Origin of the sequence: Streptomonospora salina (assembly GCF_014204715.1) — a bacterium.
Taxonomy (GTDB): Bacteria; Actinomycetota; Actinomycetes; order Streptosporangiales; family Streptosporangiaceae; genus Streptomonospora; species Streptomonospora salina.
Map to the genome: position 1 here is coordinate 523832 of NZ_JACHLY010000001.1, position 20231 is coordinate 544062.

The 20231-nt window shown below is 73.5% G+C and carries 15 protein-coding genes; 2 read left to right on the plus strand and 13 right to left on the minus strand.

Annotated elements, in window-relative coordinates:
* Positions 1-58 precede the first annotated feature (58 nt).
* The 13 genes from ftsZ to mraZ all read right to left on the minus strand — a co-directional run bounded on the left by ftsZ (position 59) and on the right by mraZ (position 17370).
* Positions 59-1567 (minus strand): cell division protein FtsZ, encoded by a 1509-nt coding sequence (gene ftsZ, locus HNR25_RS02435; RefSeq protein WP_184633099.1) that lies wholly within the window; start codon positions 1565-1567, stop codon positions 59-61.
* Positions 1568-2000: 433 nt separating this feature from the next.
* Complete coding sequence (locus HNR25_RS02440; RefSeq protein ID WP_312862307.1) at positions 2001-2753, minus strand: cell division protein FtsQ/DivIB; 753 nt, start codon at positions 2751-2753, stop codon at positions 2001-2003.
* A gap of 42 nt (positions 2754-2795) precedes the next feature.
* Entirely contained in the window at positions 2796-4235 is a 1440-nt protein-coding gene (murC, locus tag HNR25_RS02445) for a UDP-N-acetylmuramate--L-alanine ligase (RefSeq protein WP_184633101.1), read from the minus strand.
* Positions 4232-5401: an undecaprenyldiphospho-muramoylpentapeptide beta-N-acetylglucosaminyltransferase gene (murG, locus tag HNR25_RS02450; RefSeq protein WP_184633103.1), complete on the minus strand. Its 1170-nt coding sequence runs from the start codon at positions 5399-5401 to the stop codon at positions 4232-4234. Before murG ends, murC begins: the two co-directional genes overlap by 4 nt.
* Positions 5398-6765: a putative lipid II flippase FtsW gene (gene ftsW, locus HNR25_RS02455; protein WP_184633105.1), complete on the minus strand. Its 1368-nt coding sequence runs from the start codon at positions 6763-6765 to the stop codon at positions 5398-5400. The genes murG and ftsW overlap by 4 nt, the downstream gene beginning before the upstream one ends.
* Positions 6766-6958: 193 nt before the next feature.
* Positions 6959-8422: a UDP-N-acetylmuramoyl-L-alanine--D-glutamate ligase gene (gene murD / locus HNR25_RS02460; RefSeq protein ID WP_184633107.1), complete on the minus strand. Its 1464-nt coding sequence runs from the start codon at positions 8420-8422 to the stop codon at positions 6959-6961.
* Positions 8407-9462: a phospho-N-acetylmuramoyl-pentapeptide-transferase gene (gene mraY, locus HNR25_RS02465; RefSeq protein ID WP_184633109.1), complete on the minus strand. Its 1056-nt coding sequence runs from the start codon at positions 9460-9462 to the stop codon at positions 8407-8409. Before mraY ends, murD begins: the two co-directional genes overlap by 16 nt.
* Positions 9459-10916 carry a UDP-N-acetylmuramoyl-tripeptide--D-alanyl-D-alanine ligase gene (locus tag HNR25_RS02470; RefSeq protein ID WP_184633111.1) on the minus strand — a complete coding sequence of 486 codons (1458 nt, stop codon included), beginning with the start codon at positions 10914-10916 and terminating at the stop codon, positions 9459-9461. Before HNR25_RS02470 ends, mraY begins: the two co-directional genes overlap by 4 nt.
* A 367-nt stretch (positions 10917-11283) precedes the next feature.
* Positions 11284-12855, minus strand: a complete 1572-nt coding sequence (locus tag HNR25_RS02475; protein WP_184633113.1) for a UDP-N-acetylmuramoyl-L-alanyl-D-glutamate--2,6-diaminopimelate ligase — start codon at positions 12853-12855, stop codon at positions 11284-11286.
* Positions 12856-12946: 91 nt separating this feature from the next.
* Complete coding sequence (locus tag HNR25_RS02480) at positions 12947-14920, minus strand: peptidoglycan D,D-transpeptidase FtsI family protein (protein WP_184633116.1); 1974 nt, start codon at positions 14918-14920, stop codon at positions 12947-12949.
* Positions 14921-14981: 61 nt separating this feature from the next.
* Entirely contained in the window at positions 14982-15467 is a 486-nt protein-coding gene (gene ftsL / locus HNR25_RS02485; protein WP_184633118.1) for a cell division protein FtsL, read from the minus strand.
* A 67-nt stretch (positions 15468-15534) separates the two neighbouring features.
* Positions 15535-16503 (minus strand): 16S rRNA (cytosine(1402)-N(4))-methyltransferase RsmH, encoded by a 969-nt coding sequence (gene rsmH / locus HNR25_RS02490; protein WP_184638717.1) that lies wholly within the window; start codon positions 16501-16503, stop codon positions 15535-15537.
* Positions 16504-16938: 435 nt separating this feature from the next.
* Positions 16939-17370, minus strand: coding sequence for a division/cell wall cluster transcriptional repressor MraZ (gene mraZ, locus HNR25_RS02495; protein ID WP_184633120.1), 432 nt, complete (start codon positions 17368-17370; stop codon positions 16939-16941).
* Between the two features lie 333 nt (positions 17371-17703).
* Here mraZ and HNR25_RS02500 point away from each other — a divergent pair, with 333 nt between their 5' ends.
* Both HNR25_RS02500 and HNR25_RS02505 read left to right on the plus strand, forming a co-directional pair.
* Positions 17704-18696: an AAA family ATPase gene (locus tag HNR25_RS02500; protein ID WP_184633122.1), complete on the plus strand. Its 993-nt coding sequence runs from the start codon at positions 17704-17706 to the stop codon at positions 18694-18696.
* Between the two features lie 262 nt (positions 18697-18958).
* Positions 18959-20179 (plus strand): DUF58 domain-containing protein, encoded by a 1221-nt coding sequence (locus HNR25_RS02505; protein ID WP_312862309.1) that lies wholly within the window; start codon positions 18959-18961, stop codon positions 20177-20179.
* Positions 20180-20231 lie beyond the last annotated feature (52 nt).

Consider the following 20231-nt stretch of genomic DNA (forward strand, 5'->3'; position numbering starts at 1 on the left):
GCGTACCGGCGGCGGGACGTTCCGCCGCCGGTACGCTCGACCGCCGCGATCGGCGGTTCTACTTCAGGAAGTCGGGGACGTCGAGGTCGTCGGGGTCGTCGAAGACGACGCGGCGCCGCGGCGTGGACACATCGCCCGAGGGCGAAGGCGCGCCGTCCGTTCCGGTGCCGCGCACCTCGCCGTAGTCGTCGTCGACGGCGCGGACGCGGGAGCGGGCGTCCTGGTCGTCCTCGGCCGCGGCGGGTTCCGGGGCGGGTTCGGGCGCGCGCCGTTCGGCCTCGTCCCGCGGCGGATCAGCGCGCACCGGCTCGGGCTCGGGCGGGCGCTCGTGCCGGGGCGAACGCTCGGGCGCGGGCGCGCCGGCCTCGCTCCGCTGCGGCGGGTCCTCGCGGACCGGTTCCCGGGCCGCTTCGCGAGCCTGCTCGCGCACGGGTTCGCGGACCGGCTCGGAGCCCCGGGCCGAGGACGCGGGTTCGGCCGCTGCCTGCGGACGGGCCTCCTCGGCGGACGGGCGCACCGCCGGACGCTGCTCGGCGGCCGGAGCCGCGGGCTTCTCGCGGGCCGACTGCGGCTGCGGCGCGGGCACCGCCGCCTTCTCCGGCGGAGCGGCGGTCTCGTTGTGCGGTTCGTCGAACCCGGCCGCTATAACCGTCACGCGGACTTCGTCGCCGAGCGCGTCGTCGATGACCGCGCCGAAGATGATGTTGGCCTCGGGCGCGGCGGAGTTGGCCACCAGTTGCGCGGCCTCGTTGATCTCGAACAGCCCGAGGTCGGACCCGCCCTGGATGGACAGCAGCACGCCGTGGGCGCCGTCGATACTGGCCTCCAGCAGCGGCGACGATATCGCCATCTCCGCTGCCGCGACGGCGCGATCATCGCCTCTGGCCGAGCCGATTCCCATCAGCGCCGATCCGGCGCCCTGCATCACCGATTTGACGTCGGCGAAGTCGAGGTTGATCAGGCCGGGCGTGGTTATCAGATCGGTGATGCCCTGCACACCCGAGAGCAGCACCTGGTCGGCCTGCTTGAACGCGTCCAGCACGCTGACCTGGCGGTCGGAGATGGACAGCAGCCGGTCGTTGGGGATCACGATGAGGGTGTCGACCTCGTCGCGCAGCATCGCGATCCCGGTTTCGGCCTGGGTGGCGCGGCGCTTGCCCTCGAAGCCGAACGGCCGGGTGACCACACCGATGGTCAGCGCGCCCAGCGAGCGCGCGATGTTGGCGACCACCGGAGCCCCGCCCGTTCCGGTGCCGCCGCCCTCGCCGGCGGTGACGAAGACCATGTCGGCCCCCTTGAGGACCTCCTCGATCTCCTCGCGATGATCCTCGGCGGCCTTGCCCCCGACGTCGGGATTGGCGCCCGCGCCGAGCCCGCGGGTGAGTTCGCGTCCGACGTCGAGCTTGACGTCGGCATCGCTCATAAGCAGCGCCTGAGCGTCGGTGTTGATAGCGATGAACTCGACGCCCTTGAGTCCCTCTTCGATCATCCGGTTGACGGCGTTGACGCCGCCGCCGCCGATTCCGACGACCTTGATGACCGCGAGGTAATTCTGCGGTGCTGCCACGACGAGGGGCCTTTCCGCTCGCTCCGCCGATCGCGCCGTTCCGCCTCAGCGGAATCTGCCGTCCTGCGGCGGCGAACGAACCGATCGGCTGTCCGGTTCTACAGTCTTTCCACTGGGCCCCGCTGACCGGCGCGGGGCCGATCGGGTTCCCAGCCAGGGCTTCGGGCTCGCAGCCGGGCGTTCCCCTCCTGTCGGGTGCTTCCCGCCGTAATCGCCCTAACGTTGCAGGTCCATACTTATGTAAACCAACGGTATTGCTTCCCGACAGTAAGCCGCTGCCTGGCTACAGGCAACTAACCACGGGTTCAGCCTAACGGCGTGTCGCGCGGCGGAGCGATGTCCGAACCGGCGCGTCGCGCCCGAGGACCGCGCCGCCGGGACCGCGGGCCGCACCTCCGGGGCCGGGCGCCGCGGCTGCCGGACGTCCGGCGCCTCACTCGACAACGGCCATGCCCGGCGCGCTGACGTCGTAGTGCCGGTCGCCTGCGGGCGGGTGCTCGCTGAGTAGGACGGTCAGCACCGTGCTCTTGCGCTCGGATCGCTCGGGCGTGCCCCACGCGACGGTGGAGCCGCTGTCCAGCGTCAGTTCGAGTCCGTCGCCGTCGCCGTCGCCGGCCTCGACGGAATCGATACGCCCGCCGACGGCGGCCGGGATCCGGCCGAGCACCGTGGCGGCGGCGGCGACGGCGGAGCTGCCCTCGGGCTCGCCGGGAACACTGATCAGCGGGTAGTTGTCGGGCCGCTGGTCGGTATCGGCGATGCGCACGCCGTCGCCGTCGATCAGCCGGAAACCGTCGCCGGCGCGCATGGCCATCACCGGGGTACGCTCGACGACCTCCACCCGCAGGGTCGCCGGCCAGCTGCGGCCGACCTCGGCCGACTCCACCAGCCGCAGCTCCTCGGCGCGCCCGCCGGCGGCGTCGGTGTCGACGCGGGCCAGCGGGGTGCCGGTGGCGACGTCGACGGCGGCCGCCACACCGTCGGGTTCCAGCCGGGAGGTACCGGTCACCTCGACCTGGCGCACCACCAGAAGCCGCGAACCCAGCAGCACCCAGACCACCACCGTCAGCACCGCCACGATGAGCAGCACCACGAAGGCGGCCTTCCAGGGGTCGGAGCGGCGGGTTCCGGAGCGCTGCGCAGGTCCGCCGCCGCGGGCGGCGCTCTGCCCGATGGTCGCGGTCACGCTGCTCTCGCCGCCTTCCGCCCGGTACGCGCGCGTGCGCGCCTAGTCGCCGACCCGCTCCAGCGCCGACAGCGCTTCGACGATCCGCGGCCCCAGCTCGGTGACGTCGCCCGCGCCCATGGTCAGCACGATGTCGCCCGGCTCGGCGACGCTCGCCGCACGCGCGACCGCCTCGGCCCGGTCGGGTTCGTAGCCGACCCGGTCGTGGGTGATCCCGCGGGTGATCAGTTCGGAGCTGACACCGGGTTCGGGATCCTCCCGGGCGGCGTAGACCGACAGGACCACGACCTCGTCGGCCGGGGACAGCGCCTCGGCGAACTCGTCGGCGAAGATCCGGGTGCGACTGTACAGGTGGGGTTGGAACACCGCCACGACCCGGCCGGGCGATGCGTCCGCGCCACCGCGGGTGTCCAGAGCGGCGCGGGCCGCGCGCAGGTCGGCGGCGATCTCGGTGGGGTGATGGGCGTAGCTGTCGTAGACCGCGACGCCGCCGGCTTCGCCCTTGAGTTCGAAACGCCGCGCGGCGCCGGTGAATCCGGCCAGCCCGGCCACGGCGACCTCGGGGTCGTAGCCCAGCACGTCGGCGACGGCCACGGCCGCCGCGGCGTTGAGCACGTTGTGCCGGCCGGGCACGGCCAGCTCGGCGCGCACCGGCGGCGCGCCGGGCGCGGCGATGGTGAAGGAGGTGCGGAAGCCTTCGGCCGCGATCTCGGTGACACGGTAGTCGGCGTCGGCCGCCTCGCCGTAGGTGACCACGCGCTTGCCCAGGCCGCGAGCGGTCTCGGCGACGCGCCGGGCGCCGGCGTCGTCGACGCCGGCGACGAGGGTGCCGCCGACCCGCTCGGCGAAATCCGCGAATTCGGCGTGGATCTCGTCGATCCCGCCGTAGTTGTCGAGGTGGTCGGCCTCGACGTTGGTGACCACGGCGATCTCGGGAGAGAGCATCAGGAACGATCCGTCGCTCTCGTCGGCCTCGGCGACGATGACCTCGCCGGCGCCGGCGTCGGAGCCCTGCCCGGTGGTGACGAGCGCGCCGCCGATGACATAGCCGGGTTCGGCGCCGGCGTGCTGCAGCACCACCGTGAGCATGGAGGTGGTGGTGGTCTTGCCGTGGGTGCCGGCGACGGCGGTCCCGCGGCGCCCCAGCAGCAGCGCGCCCAGGGCGGCGGCGCGCGGGATCACCCGCAGGCCGCGTTCGCGGGCCTCGGCCAGCTCGGGGTTGTCCTCGCGTACGGCCGAGGTCACCACGACCGTGTCGGCGGCGCCGACGTAGGCGGCGTCGTGGCCGACGTGGGTGGTGGCGCCCAAGGCGGTGAGCTCGTGCAGCAGCGGGCCGTCCGCGGCGTCGCTGCCGGTGACCTCTGCGCCCAGCTGCAGCAGGATGCGCGCGATGCCGGACATGCCGACACCGCCGATGCCGATGAAGTGGACCCGGCCCAGCTCGTCCACGGGCACGGGGTCGGCAGGCGGAACCAGGCTCACCGGGCGTCCTTCCCGTCGTCGACGAAGGGCTCGTCGGCTTCCAGTTCGGAGTCGTCGACCTCCGGCGGCTCGGGGGCGCCCCGCTCGCCGCGGGCGATGGCCAGGACCTCGCGGGCGAGCTCGGAGTCGGCGTCGCGGCGGCCCATCCGGGATGCGGCCTCCGACATCGCCACCACGCGGTCGGTGTCGGTCAGCAGCGGGATGAGGGTGTCGGTGATCCAGCCGGGAGTCAGGTCGGCGTTCTCCACGAGCAGTCCCCCGCCGGCGTCGACGATGGGCTCGGCGTTGAGGCGCTGCTCGCCGTTGCCGATGGGCAGCGGAACGAACACGCCGGGCAGGCCCACGGCGGTCAGCTCCGCGCAGGTCAGCGCGCCCGACCGGCACATGGCGACGTCGGCGGCGGCGTAGGCGAGGTCCATACGGTCGACGTAGGGCACGACCACGTACGGCACGCCGTCGCGGGTGCGGTCCTCGGGGCCGTCGGCGTTGTTGGGACCCACGACGTGCAGCACCTGCACGCCGGCGGCGGTGAACCGCTCGGCGGCGCCGAAGGCGGCGTCGTTGACGGCCCGGGCGCCCTGGGATCCGCCGAAGATCAGCAGCGTGGGCAGTTCGGGACGCAGCCCGAAGTGCGCACGGGCCTTGTCGCCCAGGGCGAGCCGGTCGAGTTTGGAGATCTGTTCGCGCAGCGGGATACCGATGTAGCGGCCGTTGCGGATGTCGCTGTGCGGGTGTCCGGTGTAGACGTGGCCGGTCAGGCGGGCGCCGAGCCGGTTGGCCAGGCCGGGCAGAGGGTTGGCCTCGTGGATGACCGCGGGAATGCGGCGCCGGCGGGCGGCCAGGTATCCGGGAGTGGCGACGTAGCCGCCGAAGCCGACGATCACGTCGGCTTCGAGTTCGGCGAGGTGGCTGCCGGCGGCGCTGATGGCGTTGGCGAGCTTTCCGGGCACGGACAGCAGCCGGGGGGTGAGCCGGCGCGGGAGGGGGACGGCCGGGATGGTGCCGAGCTCGTATCCCCGCATCGGGACGAGGCGGTTCTCGAGTCCTCGTTCGGTGCCCAGACACATGATCCGAGTCTGCGGGTCGATGCGCATGAGCGCATCGGCCAGGGAGAGCGCGGGCTCGATATGCCCGGCCGTTCCGCCTCCGGCGAGAGCTACCCTCATCGTCGCCGATTCCTCCTCGCTTGCACCTGAGTCGGGCGCGATCGGTTCGTGGCCTGGCCCGCAGCAGCGGGGCGCTTGGCCCCGGCGCCCAATGCCGCCAAGTCCAGGCCCAGCCAGCTTAGGGCCCTTTGCGCCCGGCTGGGACCGCGCGCCGCCAAGGCCGTCCGGGCGTCGGGCTCGGACTTGGCCAGGGCGAGCAGGATGCCCAGCGCGACCATGGTGGGGATGAGCGCGGATCCCCCGGCCGAGACCAGGGGAAGCGGAATGCCTGTGACGGGCATTACGCCGATGACCGTACCGATGTTGACCATCGCCTGGATCGTGATCCAGGCGGTGATCGCGGCCGCGGCCAGCCGTGCGAAGGGGTCGCTGACGCGTGCTGCCACGCGGAGCCCAGCGTAGCCCAGAACGCCGAACAGGCCGACGACGACGAGGCTTCCGATCAGGCCCAGCTCCTCGCCGATGATGGCGAAGATGAAGTCGCTTTCGGGATGGGGCAGGTCCCCCCACTTCTCGTGGCTGCCCCCGATGCCCACGCCGACCACGCCGCCGGTTCCCAGAGCGTAGAGGCCGTGCAGGAGTTGGAACCCGGAGTCGGTGGGATCGTTCTGGGGGTCGAGGAAAGAGGTGACCCGGGCCAGGCGGAAGGGTTCGACGGCGATCATGATGGAGGCCAGCGATACGACCATGGCGATCATCGCGGCGAGCAGCCGGGCGGGGGCGCCCACCACCCAGAGCAGGGACAGGAAGATCGCCAGCAGCACGAACGAGGTGCCCAGGTCGGTACCGATGAGAACGAGGACGACGAGGGCGCCGCAGCCGGGCAGCAGGGGGATCAGCAGCTGGCGCCAGTCGGTCAGCTGCTTGAGTTCCTCCTTGCGCGCGAGAACGCTCGCGCCCCACACCCCGAACGCGAGTTTGGCGGGTTCGGAGGCCTGGATGGTCATGCTGCCGATCTCCAGCCAGCGCACCGCGCCGCTGCCGTAGGCGTCGCCGCGGAAGGCGGTGAGCACCAGCAGCGCCACCGACACCAGCATCGCCGGGTAGCCGATGAGCCGGAAGGCGCTGACCGGCAGGTGCGAGGCCAGCACCAGCAGCGGCAGCCCGAAGGCGGCCGCCAGGACCTGCTTCTGGAACAGGGAGAAGGCCGATCCGGTCTCGGTGTAGGAGTCGACCATGGAGGACGACAGCACCATGGTCAGGCCGAGCGTGGTCAGCAGCACGGTGCTGCCGGCCAACAGGTAGTAGGAGGTCAGCGGTCGGTTGAGGATGGCGGGGAGCTCGCGCGCCCATGAGCGCGCACCGCCGCCCGCCCGGCTGCGCGCGGCCCGGTCGGCCGAACGCACCGATGTCGACACCGCCATTCGCGACCTCCGACCCGCCGCAGTTCTTCCAGCGTCGACCAAGTGTGGTGGTTCGGCGGCGCGAACGGTCGGACATAACGCGCGTGTTGGACTGTTCGTGACGCAGACGGTTTCCGGGAGCGACCGGGTACCGCTGCCCCGGCGCCGCGCGTCCCGTCCCGGCGGGACGCGCCGCACCGGTACGGCCGGGGACTCAGCCGCGTGCGGCCACGGCCGCGGCGAAGCGGCGGCCGCGGTCCTTGTAGTCGGTGAACATGTCCATCGAGGCCGCCGCCGGCGCCAGCAGCACGGTGTCGCCGGGCCCGGCCAGTCCGGCGGCCGCCGCGACCGCCTCGGGCATGGCGTCGTCCCCGGTCGCGCCGATCTCGACCACGTCGGCGCCGGGGGCGTGGCGGTCCAGGGCCTCGCGCAGCGCGCCGCGGTCGCGGCCCATCAGCACGGCGGCACGCAACCGCGGCGCCGCCTCGCGCACCAGGTCCTCGACCTCGGCGCCCTTCAGCAGTCCGCCGGCCACCCACACCACCGACGCGAACGCCGAGAGCGCGGCCGCGGCCGCGTGCGGGTTGGTGGCCTTGGAGTCGTCGACGTAGTCCACGCCGGCCACCGCCCCCAGCCGCGCCATGCGGTGCGGCTCGGGCGCGAATGCGGCCAGTCCGGCGCGCACCGACGCGGGTGCCGCGCCCACGGAGCGGGCCAGCGCGGCCGCGGCCAGCGCGTTGGCGACGTTGTGCGGCGCCGCCGGAACCGCGTCGCCCGGCCCGGCCAGCTCCTCGGCTCCGCCATGGGGATCGGCCGCGAACGCGCGGTCGACCAGCACGTCCTCGACCACGCCGATCTGTCCGGCGCGGGGAGCGGCCAGGGTGAATCCGTGCAGCGGAGTGTCGGGGTCGCCGTCGGCCTCGGCGAGGTGCACCGACCACGGGTCGTCGGCGTTGGCCACGCGCAGCGTGCCGGGCGCGTAGACGCGGCCCTTGGCCCGGGCATAGGGCTCCAGGCCGCCGTGCCAGTCGAGGTGGTCGGCGGCCACGTTGAGCACGGTCGCGGCGTGCGGGGCGACGGTGCAGGACCAGTGCAGCTGGAAGCTGGAGAGCTCCACGGCGAGGAGATCTGGCGCGGATCCGGACCCGCCCAGCGCGGCCTCGACGACCGGTGTTCCGACGTTGCCCGCAGCCACGGCGTCGCGGCCGTCGGCGCGCAGCATGGCCTCCAGCATGCGCACCGTGGTCGTCTTGCCGTTGGTTCCGGTGACGGCCAGCCACCGCTGGCCGGCGGGGCGCAGCCGCCAGGCCAGCTCCACGTCGCCGACGACCTCGATCCCGGCGTCGGCGGCCTGGAGCAGCAGGGGCGCGTCGGGACGCCACCCGGGCGAGGTGACCACCAGGTCGGTGCCCTCGGGCAGGGTGTGTTCGCCCAGCAGCACGTGGGCGCCTTCGGCGCGCAGGTCGCGCGCGGTCGCCAGGGTCGCGTCGTCGTCGCGGGCGTCGACGACGCTCACCCGGGCACCGCGGGCCATCAGGACCCGGGCCACCGGGGGCCCGGAGACACCGAGTCCCGCCACGCACACGGGGCGGTCCTGAAGGGCCGCGCCGAACGCGGGGTCCGCGGGGGCGGGGGGCGGCGCGGGTCCGCCGTCGGCCGGGGTCAACTGGGCATCCATTCCAAGTAGAAGAGGCCGATGCCCACGCCCACCATCAGCCCCTGGATGATCCAGAAGCGGATGACGATCGTGGTCTCGGCCCAGCCTTTGAGTTCGAAGTGGTGCTGGATCGGCGCCATCCGGAACATGCGTTTCCCGGTCAGTCTGAAGGAGCTGATCTGCACCATCACCGACATGGTGATCAGCACGAACAGGCCGCCGATGACCAGCAGCAGCAGCTGGGTGCGGGTGGTGATGGCCAGGCCCACGATGAGCCCGCCCAGGGCCAGCGAGCCGGTGTCGCCCATGAAGATCTTGGCGGGCGGGGCGTTGTACCACAGGAAGCCGATGCACCCGCCGAGGCAGGCCGCGGCCACCACCGCCAGGTCCAGCGGGTCGCGGACGGGATAGCAACTGGGTGCCAGGTAGGCCACGCAGCTCTGGCGCAGCTGCCAGTTGCCGATGATGACGTAGGCGACCAGCGACAGGATCATCGCGCCGGTGGCCAGGCCGTCCAGGCCGTCGGTGAGGTTGACGGCGTTGGAGAAGCCCACGACGAGGAACAGCGCCCAGGCGACGAAGACGATCAGCAGCAGGGGCGGCCCGAAGTCGCGCAGGAACGACAGCTGCGGCGAGGCGGGGGTGTACCCGTAGCCGTTGGGGAACTGGGTCACGCCGACGGCGAACCCGGCTCCGACGACGGTCTGGCCCAGCATCTTGGCGCTGCTGCGCAGGCCCAGGCTGCGCCGCTTGTAGATCTTGATGAAGTCGTCGAGGAACCCGACGGCGCCCATTCCCACGAACAGGAACATCACCAGCAGCCCGGAGACGGTGGGCCGCGTCATCAGCGCCAGGTGGGCTCCGAAGTAGCCGATGATGGCGCCGACGATGATGACGATGCCGCCCATGGTGGGCGTGCCCTGCTTGGTCTTGTGGCCCTCGGGCCCGTCGTCGCGGACCTCTTGGCCGAACTTGAACCGGAACAGGATCCGGATCACCAGGGGCATGATGAGCAGGGCGACGAGCAGGGACAGACCCGCCGCGACAAGAATGCCGGTCACTTGGCGTCCTCCCCGGACATCTCCCGGGCCGGCTCGCCGGCGGGCGGCGCGCCCTCCGTCAGCTCCTCGGCGACCTTCTCCAGCCCTGCCACGCGCGATCCCTTCACCATGACGACGTCTGCCCCGCGCAACCGTCCGCGCAGGGCCGCGGTCGCCTCGCCGGCGTCGCGGACCCGCACCACTTCCCCGTCCCAACCGGGCTCGGCGCCGGCCCCCTCGGCCATCGGCGCGGCTTCCTCGCCGACGACCACAAGCGTGCGCACGCCGCTGCGGGCGGCCAGCGCTCCGGCGCGGCGGTGCTCCTCGGTCGAATCCTCCCCGAGCTCGGCCATGACGCCCAGAACCGCATGGGTGACGCGCCCGTCGCGGCCGCCGAACGCCTCCAGAGTGCGCAGCGCGGCGGCGACGGACTCGGGGTTGGCGTTGTAGGCGTCGTTGACGACCGTGGTACCGCCGGGGGCCTCGGTGACCTCCATCCGCCACCGGCTGCGCGGGCCGGCCTCGGCCAGTGCGGCGGCGATGTCCGCGAGCCCCATGCCCGCCTCGGCTGCGACGGCGGCCACCGCCAGGGCGTTGTGCACCTGGTGGGCGCCGACCAGCGCGAGCCGGACCGGGGCGCGGTCCTCGCCGATGCGCAGGGTGAAGCCGGCTCGTCCGGCGGCGTCGAGCCCGACGTCCTCGGCGCGCACGTGGGCGCCGGGAGCCAGGCCGTAGGAGACCACGCGGGCGGCGGTGCGCTCGGCCATGGCGATGACGGCGTCGTCGTCGGCGTTGAGGACCGCGACGCCGCCGTCGGCGGCCGAGGGCAGCGCCTCGACCAGTTCGCCCTTGGCGCGGGCGATGGCCTCGCGGCTGCCGAACTCGCCGACGTGGGCGCTGCCGACGTTGAGCACCACGCCGATGCGCGGCGGGGCGATGTCGCACAGGTGGGCGATGTGGCCGATCCCGCGGGCTGCCACCTCCAGCACGACGAACCGGGTGCCGGAGTCGGCGCGCAGCACGGTCAGCGGATGGCCGATCTCGTTGTTGTAGGAGCCCGACGGCGCGACGGTGGGGCCCAGACGGTCCAGGACCTGAGCCATCAGGTCCTTGGTCGTGGTCTTGCCGGAGGATCCGGTGATCCCGACGGTGTCCGCGCCGGTCAGCTCGCCGGTAACGGCCCGGGCGAGGCGGCCCAGAGCTGCGATCACCTCCTCGTCGCCTCCGTCGGTGAGCAACTGCGGCGCCGCGACCGGCCGGGATCCCAGGACCGCCGCGGCACCCGCGGCGACAGCGGACCGGGCGTAGTCGTGCCCGTCGACCTGTTCGCCGCCGAGGGCGACGAACAGCGATCCGGGTTCGCAACGCCGGGAGTCGATGACGACAGGTCCGAACACGACGTCGGTCGGACGTGCCGGTCCGCTTATTCGGGATTGGGTGATCTCAGCGATCCGATCGAGCGTCAGCGCGATCAAATCCACTCCTCATGTCTGGCCCGGCCCATTGCGCCACGGGGCGCCTCGACCAGGGCGACGGCGCGGTTGTCAGGGGATGGCGCGCTCCGCCGCCCCCGAGGCGGCGAGGATACGCCGCGGGCCGGGCTGCGATTGCCGGACCTACCTTAGAACATTTGATTGCCCGCGTTGTGCGCAGACCGGAATGGCCGCGCCCGCCGCGGGCCCGCGGCCGTGCGGGTCCGCGGCGCTGCGGCTGCGGCTCCCGTGGTGCGGTATGCCGCGCGCTCCCCGGCCCCGCCGACCGCGGCGGGCGGTACCGCGGTCCGGTGACCTGCGTGTGTCCGCGTATACATGACTCGTCCGTCCGTGGTGGCGCCCTCCTGCCTCAGTGGGCGCTGCGCCGCCGCAGCGCGGACAGCAGCACGTCGCGATCGTCGAAAGGCAGGACCTCACCGGCGACATACTGGCCGGTTTCGTGGCCCTTGCCGGCCACCACCACGACGTCTCCCGGGCCGGCGCGGCGCACCGCGAGGTCGACGGCTTCGGCGCGGTCGGGTTCGACGGTGATGCGGGCGCGCCGGTCCCGCGGCACCGCGGCGACGCCTTCGAGCATGGCGCCGACGATCGCGACCGGGTCCTCGGTGCGCGGATTGTCGTCGGTGACGACCACGGCGTCGGCGAGACGGGCTGCGGCCTCGCCCATCAGCGGGCGCTTGGCCCGGTCGCGGTCGCCGCCGCACCCCAGAACCATGGTCACCCGGCCTTCGGCGACGCCGCGCAGCGCGGTCAGCACCGCCTCGATCGCCCCGGGTTTGTGCGAGTAGTCGACGACGGCGGTGAAGTCCTGGCCGGCGTCGACGCGCTCCATGCGTCCGGGCACGCCCCCGGATGCCGCCACCCCTTCGATGGCGGTGTGCAGCGGGATGCCGGCTTCGACCAGCCCCACGATCGCTGCGAGGGCGTTGGAGACGTTGAAGGCGCCGGGCAGCGCCACCGACGCGTCGGCACGCATACCGCCCGGCCCGGCGACGCGGAAGGTGCTGCCCCGGGCGCCCAGTTCGGTGTCCTCGGCGCGCCAATCGGCTTCGGGATCTCCGTCGGCGGAGAACGTGGTCACCGGCACGTCGCCGCGTGCGCGGACCTGGTCGATGAGCACCCGGCCGAAGCGGTCGTCGCTGTTGACCACCGCGATGCGGCAGTGCTCGGGGGTGAACAGCTGCGCTTTGGCGTCGAAGTACGCGCGCAGGTCGCTGTGGAAGTCCAGGTGGTCCTGGGAGAGGTTGGTGAACACGGCGACGTCGTAGTGGGCGCCGGCGACCCGGCCCAGGGCCAGGGCGTGGCTGGAGACCTCCATGGCGCCGGCGCCGACGCCTTCGTCGCGCATACGGGCGAAGAGGCCGTGCAGGTCGGTGGCCTCGGGTGTGGTCAGCGACGCGGCGACGCGCGCGCCGCCGACCCGCGTCTCCACGGTTCCGATGAGGCCGGTGGCCGATCCGGCGGCGCGCAGCCCCGAGTCGACGAGGTAGGTCACCGTGGTCTTGCCGCTGGTGCCGGTGGTGCCGATCAGCAGCAGATCGTCGCCGGGGCTGCCGTAGACCCATGCGGCGATGCGTCCGAGTTCGGCCCGGGGGTCGGCGACGGTGACCACGGGCAACCGGGTGGCGGCGGCGCGGTCGTAGCCCGTGGGGTCGGTCAGGACGGCCGCCGCGCCCGAGGCCGCGGCCTGGGCGGAGAAGTCGGCGCCGTGGGCGCGGCTGCCGGGCAGCGCGGCGTACAGGTCGCCGGGGCGCACGGCCCGCGAGTCGTGGGTGATTCCGCTGATCGCGGTCGCGCCGGGGTCGGCCGCCGGCTGCGCACCGCCGTCGCCGGCGGTCTCGACGGACGTGACGAACGCGTCGGGGCCCAGCATCCGGGCGAGTTCGGACAGCGGGCGGGGCTGGGTCTGTTCAGGTCGCATTACCGGTGGCACGCCGCGAGGTTATCGGCTCTGAGCGCCGACGGGTAAATCCGCGCCGGTCGCGAGGCACGACGCCGCATCGGGACGGGGTTCATCCGTCGCCGAAGAGGCGGATGTTGGGCGGCTCGGTCCCTGTGGGCGGGACCTTCTCCGACTTCAGCGCGAACGACATGATGTCGGTGAACACGGGTGCGGCGGCCTCTCCTCCGTAGTACTCGTCCTGGGGGTCGTGCAGCACCACCTGCACCACCAGCTCGGGGTCGTCGGCGGGCGCGAAACCGACGAACATCGCGGTGTGTCCGTCGGTGTAGGTGCCGGTCTCGGGGTCGACCCGGTTGGCCGTGCCGGTCTTGCCGGCGACGCGGTAGTTGGGGATCCGGGCCGACTCGGCGGTGCCGTGCTCGCCGGTGACGGCCTCCAGCATCCGGGTGAGCTCCGCGGCGGTGTCGGCGCTGACGACCCGCTCGCGCGAGGGCTCCTCCGACGCCTGGAACCCGCCGTCCTCCCCGACGGTCCCGGCGAGGAGGGTGGGCTCGACCCGGACGCCGCCGTTGGCGACGGTGGCGTAGACGCTGGCCATCTGGGCGGCGTTGACCGAGAGCCCCTGCCCGAAGGAGATGGAGGGCAGCTGGGTGCCCCACCACTCGTCGGGGGCGGCGAGGATGCCGGCGTTCTCGCCCGGCAGGTCGAGCCCGGTGGGCGCGCCGAAACCGAACTCGCGCAGGTAGCCGTGGAGCCGGTCGGCGCCCAGCTGCTGGCCGACCTTGATGGTGCCGACGTTGCTGGACTGGGCGAGGATGCCGTTCAGGGTCAGCTTCTGGGTCTCGTGGAAGTGGTCGTCCTTGAACCTGCGGTCGTGGATCTGCACCGAATAGGGGACCGTATAGACGCGCTCGGGCGTGGTCAGGCCGTCCTCCAAGGCACCGGCCAGGGTGATGACCTTGTTGGTGCTTCCGGGCTCGAACGCGTCGGCCACAGCGCCGTTGGCGCGGTCCTCGGCGGAATAGTCGCCGTAGTCGGACTGGTCGTAGGTGGGGTAGTCGGCCATGGCCAGTACCTCGCCGTCGGGGCGCATGACGATCGCGCTGCCGCCGGCGGCGTCGAGCTCCTCGGCGCGCTCGGCCAGCGCCTGGCCGGCGTGCCACTGGATGTCGCGGTCCAGGGTCAGGCGGACGTCCTTGCCGGGCACCGGCTCTTGGGCCAGGCCCTCGGCCATGGGGATCTGCACGCCCGGAGCGCCCATTTCGACCTGCTGCTTGCCGGGCTCGCCGGCCAGGGTTCCGTCCATGACGCCTTCGAGCCCTTCGAGGCCGTGGCCGTCGGTCCCGGTGAAGCCGACGAGGTCGGCGGCACCGGTCTCGTCGGGGTAGACGCGCTTGTAGTCGTCCAGCGCGCCGACGCCGCTGAGTCCGAGCTCCTCCAGGGCTTCCCAGTCGTCGGGAGCGACCTTCTCGGCGACGACCTCGTAACGGCCGGGTTCGGCGTCGACCTTGCGTGCGACCCCGGCGCGGTCCAGATCGAAGCGCGCGGTGAGCTCGTCGATGACGCGCTCGCGTTCGTCGTCGCGTACGGCCACGGGGTCGACGAAGACGGTGCGCGCCTCGACGGAGAGGGCGAGGGGGTCGCCGGAGGCGTCGGTGATGTCGCCGCGCGTGGTGGGGATGTCGACGGTTTCCAGGCGCAGGTTCTCGGCCTTGGCTGCGTACTCGGGGGCGTCGATGACCTGGATCTGGACCAGGCGGCCCGCGAAGACCAGCAGGATCACGCCCATGAGGATGCCGGCGGCGTGGATCCGGCGCCGGGGGTTCCCCCGTTTGACGGGGCGGCGCGGCGGGTTCGGCCGTCCTCTCCCGCCGCCGGCGCGTCCTCCCCCGCCGGAGCCCGGGCGCCGGGGCGGCGGGCCCGAGCGCGGACGCCGGGGCGGCGGGGTCTCGCGGGTCGGGCGGCGGCCCTCGCCGCCGCGCGGCCGGGCCTGGCGGTCGCGCGGAGCGGGTCCGCGGCCGGAGCGCGAGGAGGTTCCGGGGCGGCGCGGGTCGCGGGAGCGGCCGTCGCGGGACGCACTCATCTGCGCCCTCCGCGGCCCGCTTCCGCCGGGCGGCGGCGCGCGGGCCGGCTGCGGCGCGCCCTCATCGCGACCCCGCGTCGGGCTGGGGGCCGGTGCCGGGCAGGCCGGAGGGGGATCCGCCGCCGTCGCCGGTGACGCGCCGCTCGTCCAGATCGAGGAACAGCGGGGCCTCGCCGGGCTCCATGCCCATCTCCCCGGCTTCGTCGGCGATGCGCTCGGAGGATTCCAGGCGGACGACGTCCTCGCGCAGCGCTTCCTCCTGGTGGGACAGTTTCTCGTTGCCCTGCTGAAGCTCGGAGATGGTGAAGGAGTCGGCCACCAGCACGGTGCGCAGCGCCAGCAGGCTGATCAGCGCGCCGCCGAGCAGGCCCAGCACCAGCAGGACGAAGGGCATGCGCGGGGCGCGCGCTGCGGGCCGCGGCGCGGATGCCGTTCCCCGGCGGCGCGCGGGCGCGGGCGCGGTGCGCGGCGGCGCGGCCTTGCGCGCCGGAGGTGCTTTGGTGGCCGCGCGTGTGCGCCGGGCGCTCTCCTCGGTGGCGCTGCTCATCGTGGTCCTCCCCGCTGTGTCTCCCACTGGGTGCGCGGCCGGCCGGCGGGTGCCGTCCGGCGCGCGTTCATGGCCGGCGGATTCGTTCGGCGGCCCGCAGCCGCGCCGAGGCCGCCCGCGGATTCGCGTCGTTCTCGTCGTCTGCGGGGGATTCGGCGCCCCGGGTCAGCAACCGCAGCTGCGGGCTGTGCTCGGGGAGCGGGACCGGGAGGCCGGGTGGCGTGGTGTCGGTGGCCAGTCCTTGGAGGGTGCGCTTGGTGATGCGGTCCTCCAGCGAGTGGTAGGACAGCACGGCGATCCGCCCGCCGACGGCGATGCGCTCCAGTGCGGCCGGCAGCGCGCGGGCGAGGATGTCGAGCTCGGCGTTGACTTCGATGCGCAGCGCCTGGAAGGTGCGCTTGGCGGGGTTGCCGCCGGTGCGCCGTGTGGCGGCGGGGATCGCGTCGCGGACGAGGTCGGCGAGTGCGCGTGTGGAGTCGAGCGGTTCGGCCGCGCGGCGGCGCGCGACGGCTTTGGCGATGCGGCCGGCGAAGCGCTCCTCGCCGTACTCGCGCAGGATGCGGGTCAACTCGGCGACGGAGTAGGTGTTGACGACGTCGGCGGCGGTGCTGCCCCGGGTGCGGTCCATGCGCATGTCCAAGGGGGCGTCCTGGGAGTAGGCGAAGCCGCGCTGGGATTCGTCGAGCTGGGGCGAGGAGACACCGAGGTCGAGCAGGACGGCCTGGACCTCGGTGCGGCCGAGGACGTCGAGGACGTCGCCGATGTCGTCGTATTCGGCGTGGACGAGGTCGACGCGGTCGCCGAACGGAGCGAGGCGGCTGCGGCTGCGTTCCAGCGCGGTGGTGTCGCGGTCCACGCCGACGAGATGCAGGCGGGGGTGCGCCCCCAGCAGGGCGGCGGCGTGCCCGCCCAGGCCGAGGGTGCCGTCGACGACCACGGATCCGGGCTCGTGCAGCGCCGGTGACAGCAGGCCGACGATGCGGTCGAGCATGACCGGCGTATGGCCGGGTCCGGACTCGTCGCCGATGTCCGCCATGAGCACAGTGCCCCCTCTTCACTGACCGCCCGGGACCGCCGCGTGCGGCCGGCCGGCCGCGGTCTCCCCCTGGGTGCCGCGAACGACCGGGGCCTCCCCTGTGCGGGTGCCGCCGCGCTCCCCTGCGGCGCACCTGCGTGCGGGGGCGACCCGTTCACGTTCGGTGCCGTCGTCTCCTGGCTGCCCGGCCGTTTCGCCGATCCCAGCCGTGCTTGCCGTGCCGTGTATGCGGCCTGTGCCGTGTCCGCAGCCCGGACCGGCCTCCAGGCGCGGGTCCCGCTTACCGCGCTGGGGCGGCCGCCACCTGGCGCCGGGGAAGATGCGTCAGCTGGCTGCGGGCCGCGCCTGAAGACCGACGTCCGGACAAGGCTTGGTCGGCGTGGCTCACGGACCGGTACTGCCGGGTGTCGAAGCCGGCGCCGCGGTCGCGCGAAGTCACAGCACCCCCGGCAACACCTCCTCCGACAGATCCGCGAACGCCTGCTCCTGTTCGGCTTCGTAGCGGGCCCACGCCTGGGAGTCCCAGATCTCCAGGCGTGTGTTGGCCCCGATGACGACGCAGTCGCGCTCCAGGCCGGCATAGGCGCGCAAGCCGGCCGGAACCGTGATGCGTCCCTGTTTGTCGGGGACCTCGTCGGAGGCGCTGGCGAAGAACACCCGGCTGTAGTCGCGGACCGCCTTGGCGGTGACCGGCGCCGAGCGGAGGGCCTCGGTGATCCGCTGGAACTCCTCCACCGGAAATACGTAGAGGCAGTGCTCCTGTCCCTTCGTGATCACCAGTCCCCCCGACAGTTCGTCGCGGTACTTCGCCGGAAGGAACAGGCGTCCCTTCTCGTCGAGGCGCGGCTCGTGGGTCCCGAGAAACAAGGCCCACCTCCCAAGCCCCCAAGCAGAGCAGTCTCCTGCTCCACGCTGCACCACTGTACTCCACTCTTCCCCACGGTCAACAGTTTCAATCGCCGCTGCGCCACACATAAGCGAGAGAAGACGCAGGTCAGGGATGGTGGAGCGCGGTGGAGCGGCGACCGGCGCCCCCGCCGCGGCTCCACCGCGCACCCCCGGCGCCACCGCCCGCCGCGGCGGGCGTGTGGTACAGGGCGCACCGGATGCGCGCTCCCGGTTTCCGGGTTTTGGTTTGCTTTCGCCGACTTTGGCTCTAGCCTCGGTTCCATCGGCTCCGGCTCCTGGGAGAGGGGACACGTGTCACTGGGCACGCGGCAGAACACACAGGGGGACGGGCTCCCCGAGGGCGACGGCGGCGTCATCACCGCGGCGGAGCGGATCCGCGAAGCCGTCGAGTCCGTGATCGAAGGCAAGCCCGACGTCGTGCGGATCGCGCTGACGGTCCTGCTGGCCGAAGGTCACTTACTCATCGAGGACATCCCGGGCGTGGGCAAGACGATGCTCGCCAAGGCCCTGGGGCGTGCGATCGACTGCTCGGTCCAGCGGGTGCAGTTCACTCCCGACCTGCTGCCGGCCGACATCACCGGCGTCAGCGTCTACCACCAGGACCGCCGCGCGTTCGAGTTCAACCCCGGACCGGTCTTCGCCAACATCGTCCTGGGCGACGAGATCAACCGCGCCTCGCCCAAGACCCAGTCGGCGCTCCTGGAGTGCATGGAGGAGATGCAGGTCAGCGTCGACGGCGAGACCCGTCCGCTGGAGCGGCCGTTCATGGTGGTGGCCACGCAGAACCCCGCCGACATGGAAGGCACCTACCCCCTCCCCGAGGCGCAGCGCGACCGGTTCATGGCCCGCATCGCGGTGGGCTATCCCACGCCGCAGGCCGAACTGGACATGATCGACGCCCACAGCGCGGAGTCCCCCCTGGACACGCTGCGGTCGGCGGCCACGGCGGCCGACGTGCACGGCATGGTCGACCGCGTCAAAACCATCCACGTCGCCCCGGGCGTGCGGCGCTACGCCGTCGACCTGGTCACCGCCACGCGCACGTCCTCGGCGCTGCGGCTGGGCGCCTCGCCGCGGGCGACCATCCACCTGGTGCGGGCCGCGCGCGCCTATGCCGCACTGGAAGGGCGCCACTACGTGGTCCCCGACGATCTGCAGGCGCTGGCGGTACCGGTGCTGGCGCACCGGCTGCTGCCCAGCCCCGAGGCCCGTATGGAGCGGCGCGCCCCCGAGCAGATCGTCTCGGAGATCGTGGCCCGGCTGCCCATCCCCAATCCCCGCTGAGTCCCCGCACGGCGGGCCCGCCGGCGGCGGGCCGGCCCGCGCGCGAGACCGAGGAAGGAGTTCCCCTGCTGCGCAAACACCGCATCACCACGCAGCGGGAGCCCGGGGCGGGTCTCCCGGCGACGGCCCCCGGACAGGCGGCTTCGCCATGACGCCCGCCGGCACCCCGGAGCCGGCGGGCGCGGCTCCGCGGCGCCGCTCCGCGGAGCGGCGGAGGTCCGCCCACCGCGGCCCGAACGCCGGGGGGCGGCGCGAGGGTCCGGTGCCGTCCTTCACCGTCCGCGGCTGGGGCCTGCTCAGCGGCGGGGCGGCGCTGATCGCCAGCGGCCTGGTCATCGGCGAACACGACCTGGTGGGGTTCGGGGTCCTGGTCGCCGCGCTGCCGCTGCTGTCCGCCCTGGCGCTGTGGGGATCCCCCGGACGGGTCGTGCACAGCCGGGCCCTGCAGCCGCCGCGCACGTCGGCGGGCACCGACGCCCGCGTGCTGCTCCGCGTCGCCAACGCCTCCACCGCGCTGCCGGTAGGCGGCCTGCGGGTGCAGGACCGGCTGCCCGTCCACCTGGGCGAGGCACCCGGTTTCAATGTGGGGTTCCTGGGTGCGCGCGCCGTGCGCGACCTGACCTACCGGGTGCGGCCCCAGGTGCGCGGCTCCTACCCCGTGGGGCCGCTGGTGGTGTCCGTCACCGATCCCTTGAACTGCCTGCAGCGCAGGCGTTCGCTCGGCGGGCCGGCGACGCTGCTGGCCACACCGCCGGTAGTCGCGCTGGCGCCCGTTCCGGTGCCGGGCGGCACCGCCGAGGACGGCGACAGCTCGGCGCGGACGCCGGCCGGAGGAACCGACAACGACCCGGTGCCGCGCGGCTACCGCCACGGCGACGACATGCGGCGGGTGCACTGGCGCAGCACGGCCCGCCACGGCGAACTGATGGTGCGCCGTGAAGAGCACCGGCTCAGCGACCGCAGCGCCGTGCTGGCCGACCTCCGCACACGCGCCCACGCCGGCGCCGGACCGGACTCTTCCCAGGAGGCCGCGGTCAGCGCGGCCGCCTCGGTAGCCCTGCACCTGATCGGGCGCGGCCACGAGATGCGGGTGCGCACCGACAGCGACGACGTGCCGGCCGCCAGCGGCCCCGACGTCCTCGACGCCCTCGCGGTGGCCCCCGCCTCGGGGACGGTGAGCCTGGCCGGCGCCGCCGAACTGGTCGGCGACTCCCACGTCAGCGGACAGGGCCTGCTCGTGGCGGTGCTGGGAGCACTCACCGCCGGCGACCTCGACGCGCTCGCCCGGCTGCCGGGCGGCCGCCACTCCTGCGTGGCGCTGCTGTGCCGCCGTGCCGCCTGGCCCGACTCCGACTCCGTGCGCCGCACGTCGGCGTCCTTGGGCGAGGCGGGGTGGCTGGTCGCGGAGATCGGCTCGGTGTCGGACCTGCCCCACGCCTGGAACTCGGCCGTGCTCGCTCGTGCCGGTGCGGGCGACCGGTGAGGGGAACCCGCCCGATGCTGCCCGCCTCCCCGCCCCCGTCCACCGCGTCCTT

Excerpts from the sequence above, each read along its gene's own strand:
- HNR25_RS02475 (WP_184633113.1), bottom strand. The coding sequence starts at position 12,855 with ATGCGACCTGAACAGACCCAGCCCCGCCCGCTGTCCGAACTCGCCCGG.
- HNR25_RS02480 (WP_184633116.1), bottom strand. The coding sequence starts at position 14,920 with ATGAGTGCGTCCCGCGACGGCCGCTCCCGCGACCCGCGCCGCCCCGGA.
- murD (WP_184633107.1), bottom strand. The coding sequence starts at position 8,422 with ATGGATGCCCAGTTGACCCCGGCCGACGGCGGACCCGCGCCGCCCCCC.
- ftsW (WP_184633105.1), bottom strand. The coding sequence starts at position 6,765 with ATGGCGGTGTCGACATCGGTGCGTTCGGCCGACCGGGCCGCGCGCAGC.
- rsmH (WP_184638717.1), bottom strand. The coding sequence starts at position 16,503 with ATGGCGGACATCGGCGACGAGTCCGGACCCGGCCATACGCCGGTCATG.
- ftsL (WP_184633118.1), bottom strand. The coding sequence starts at position 15,467 with ATGAGCAGCGCCACCGAGGAGAGCGCCCGGCGCACACGCGCGGCCACC.
- murG (WP_184633103.1), bottom strand. The coding sequence starts at position 5,401 with ATGAGGGTAGCTCTCGCCGGAGGCGGAACGGCCGGGCATATCGAGCCC.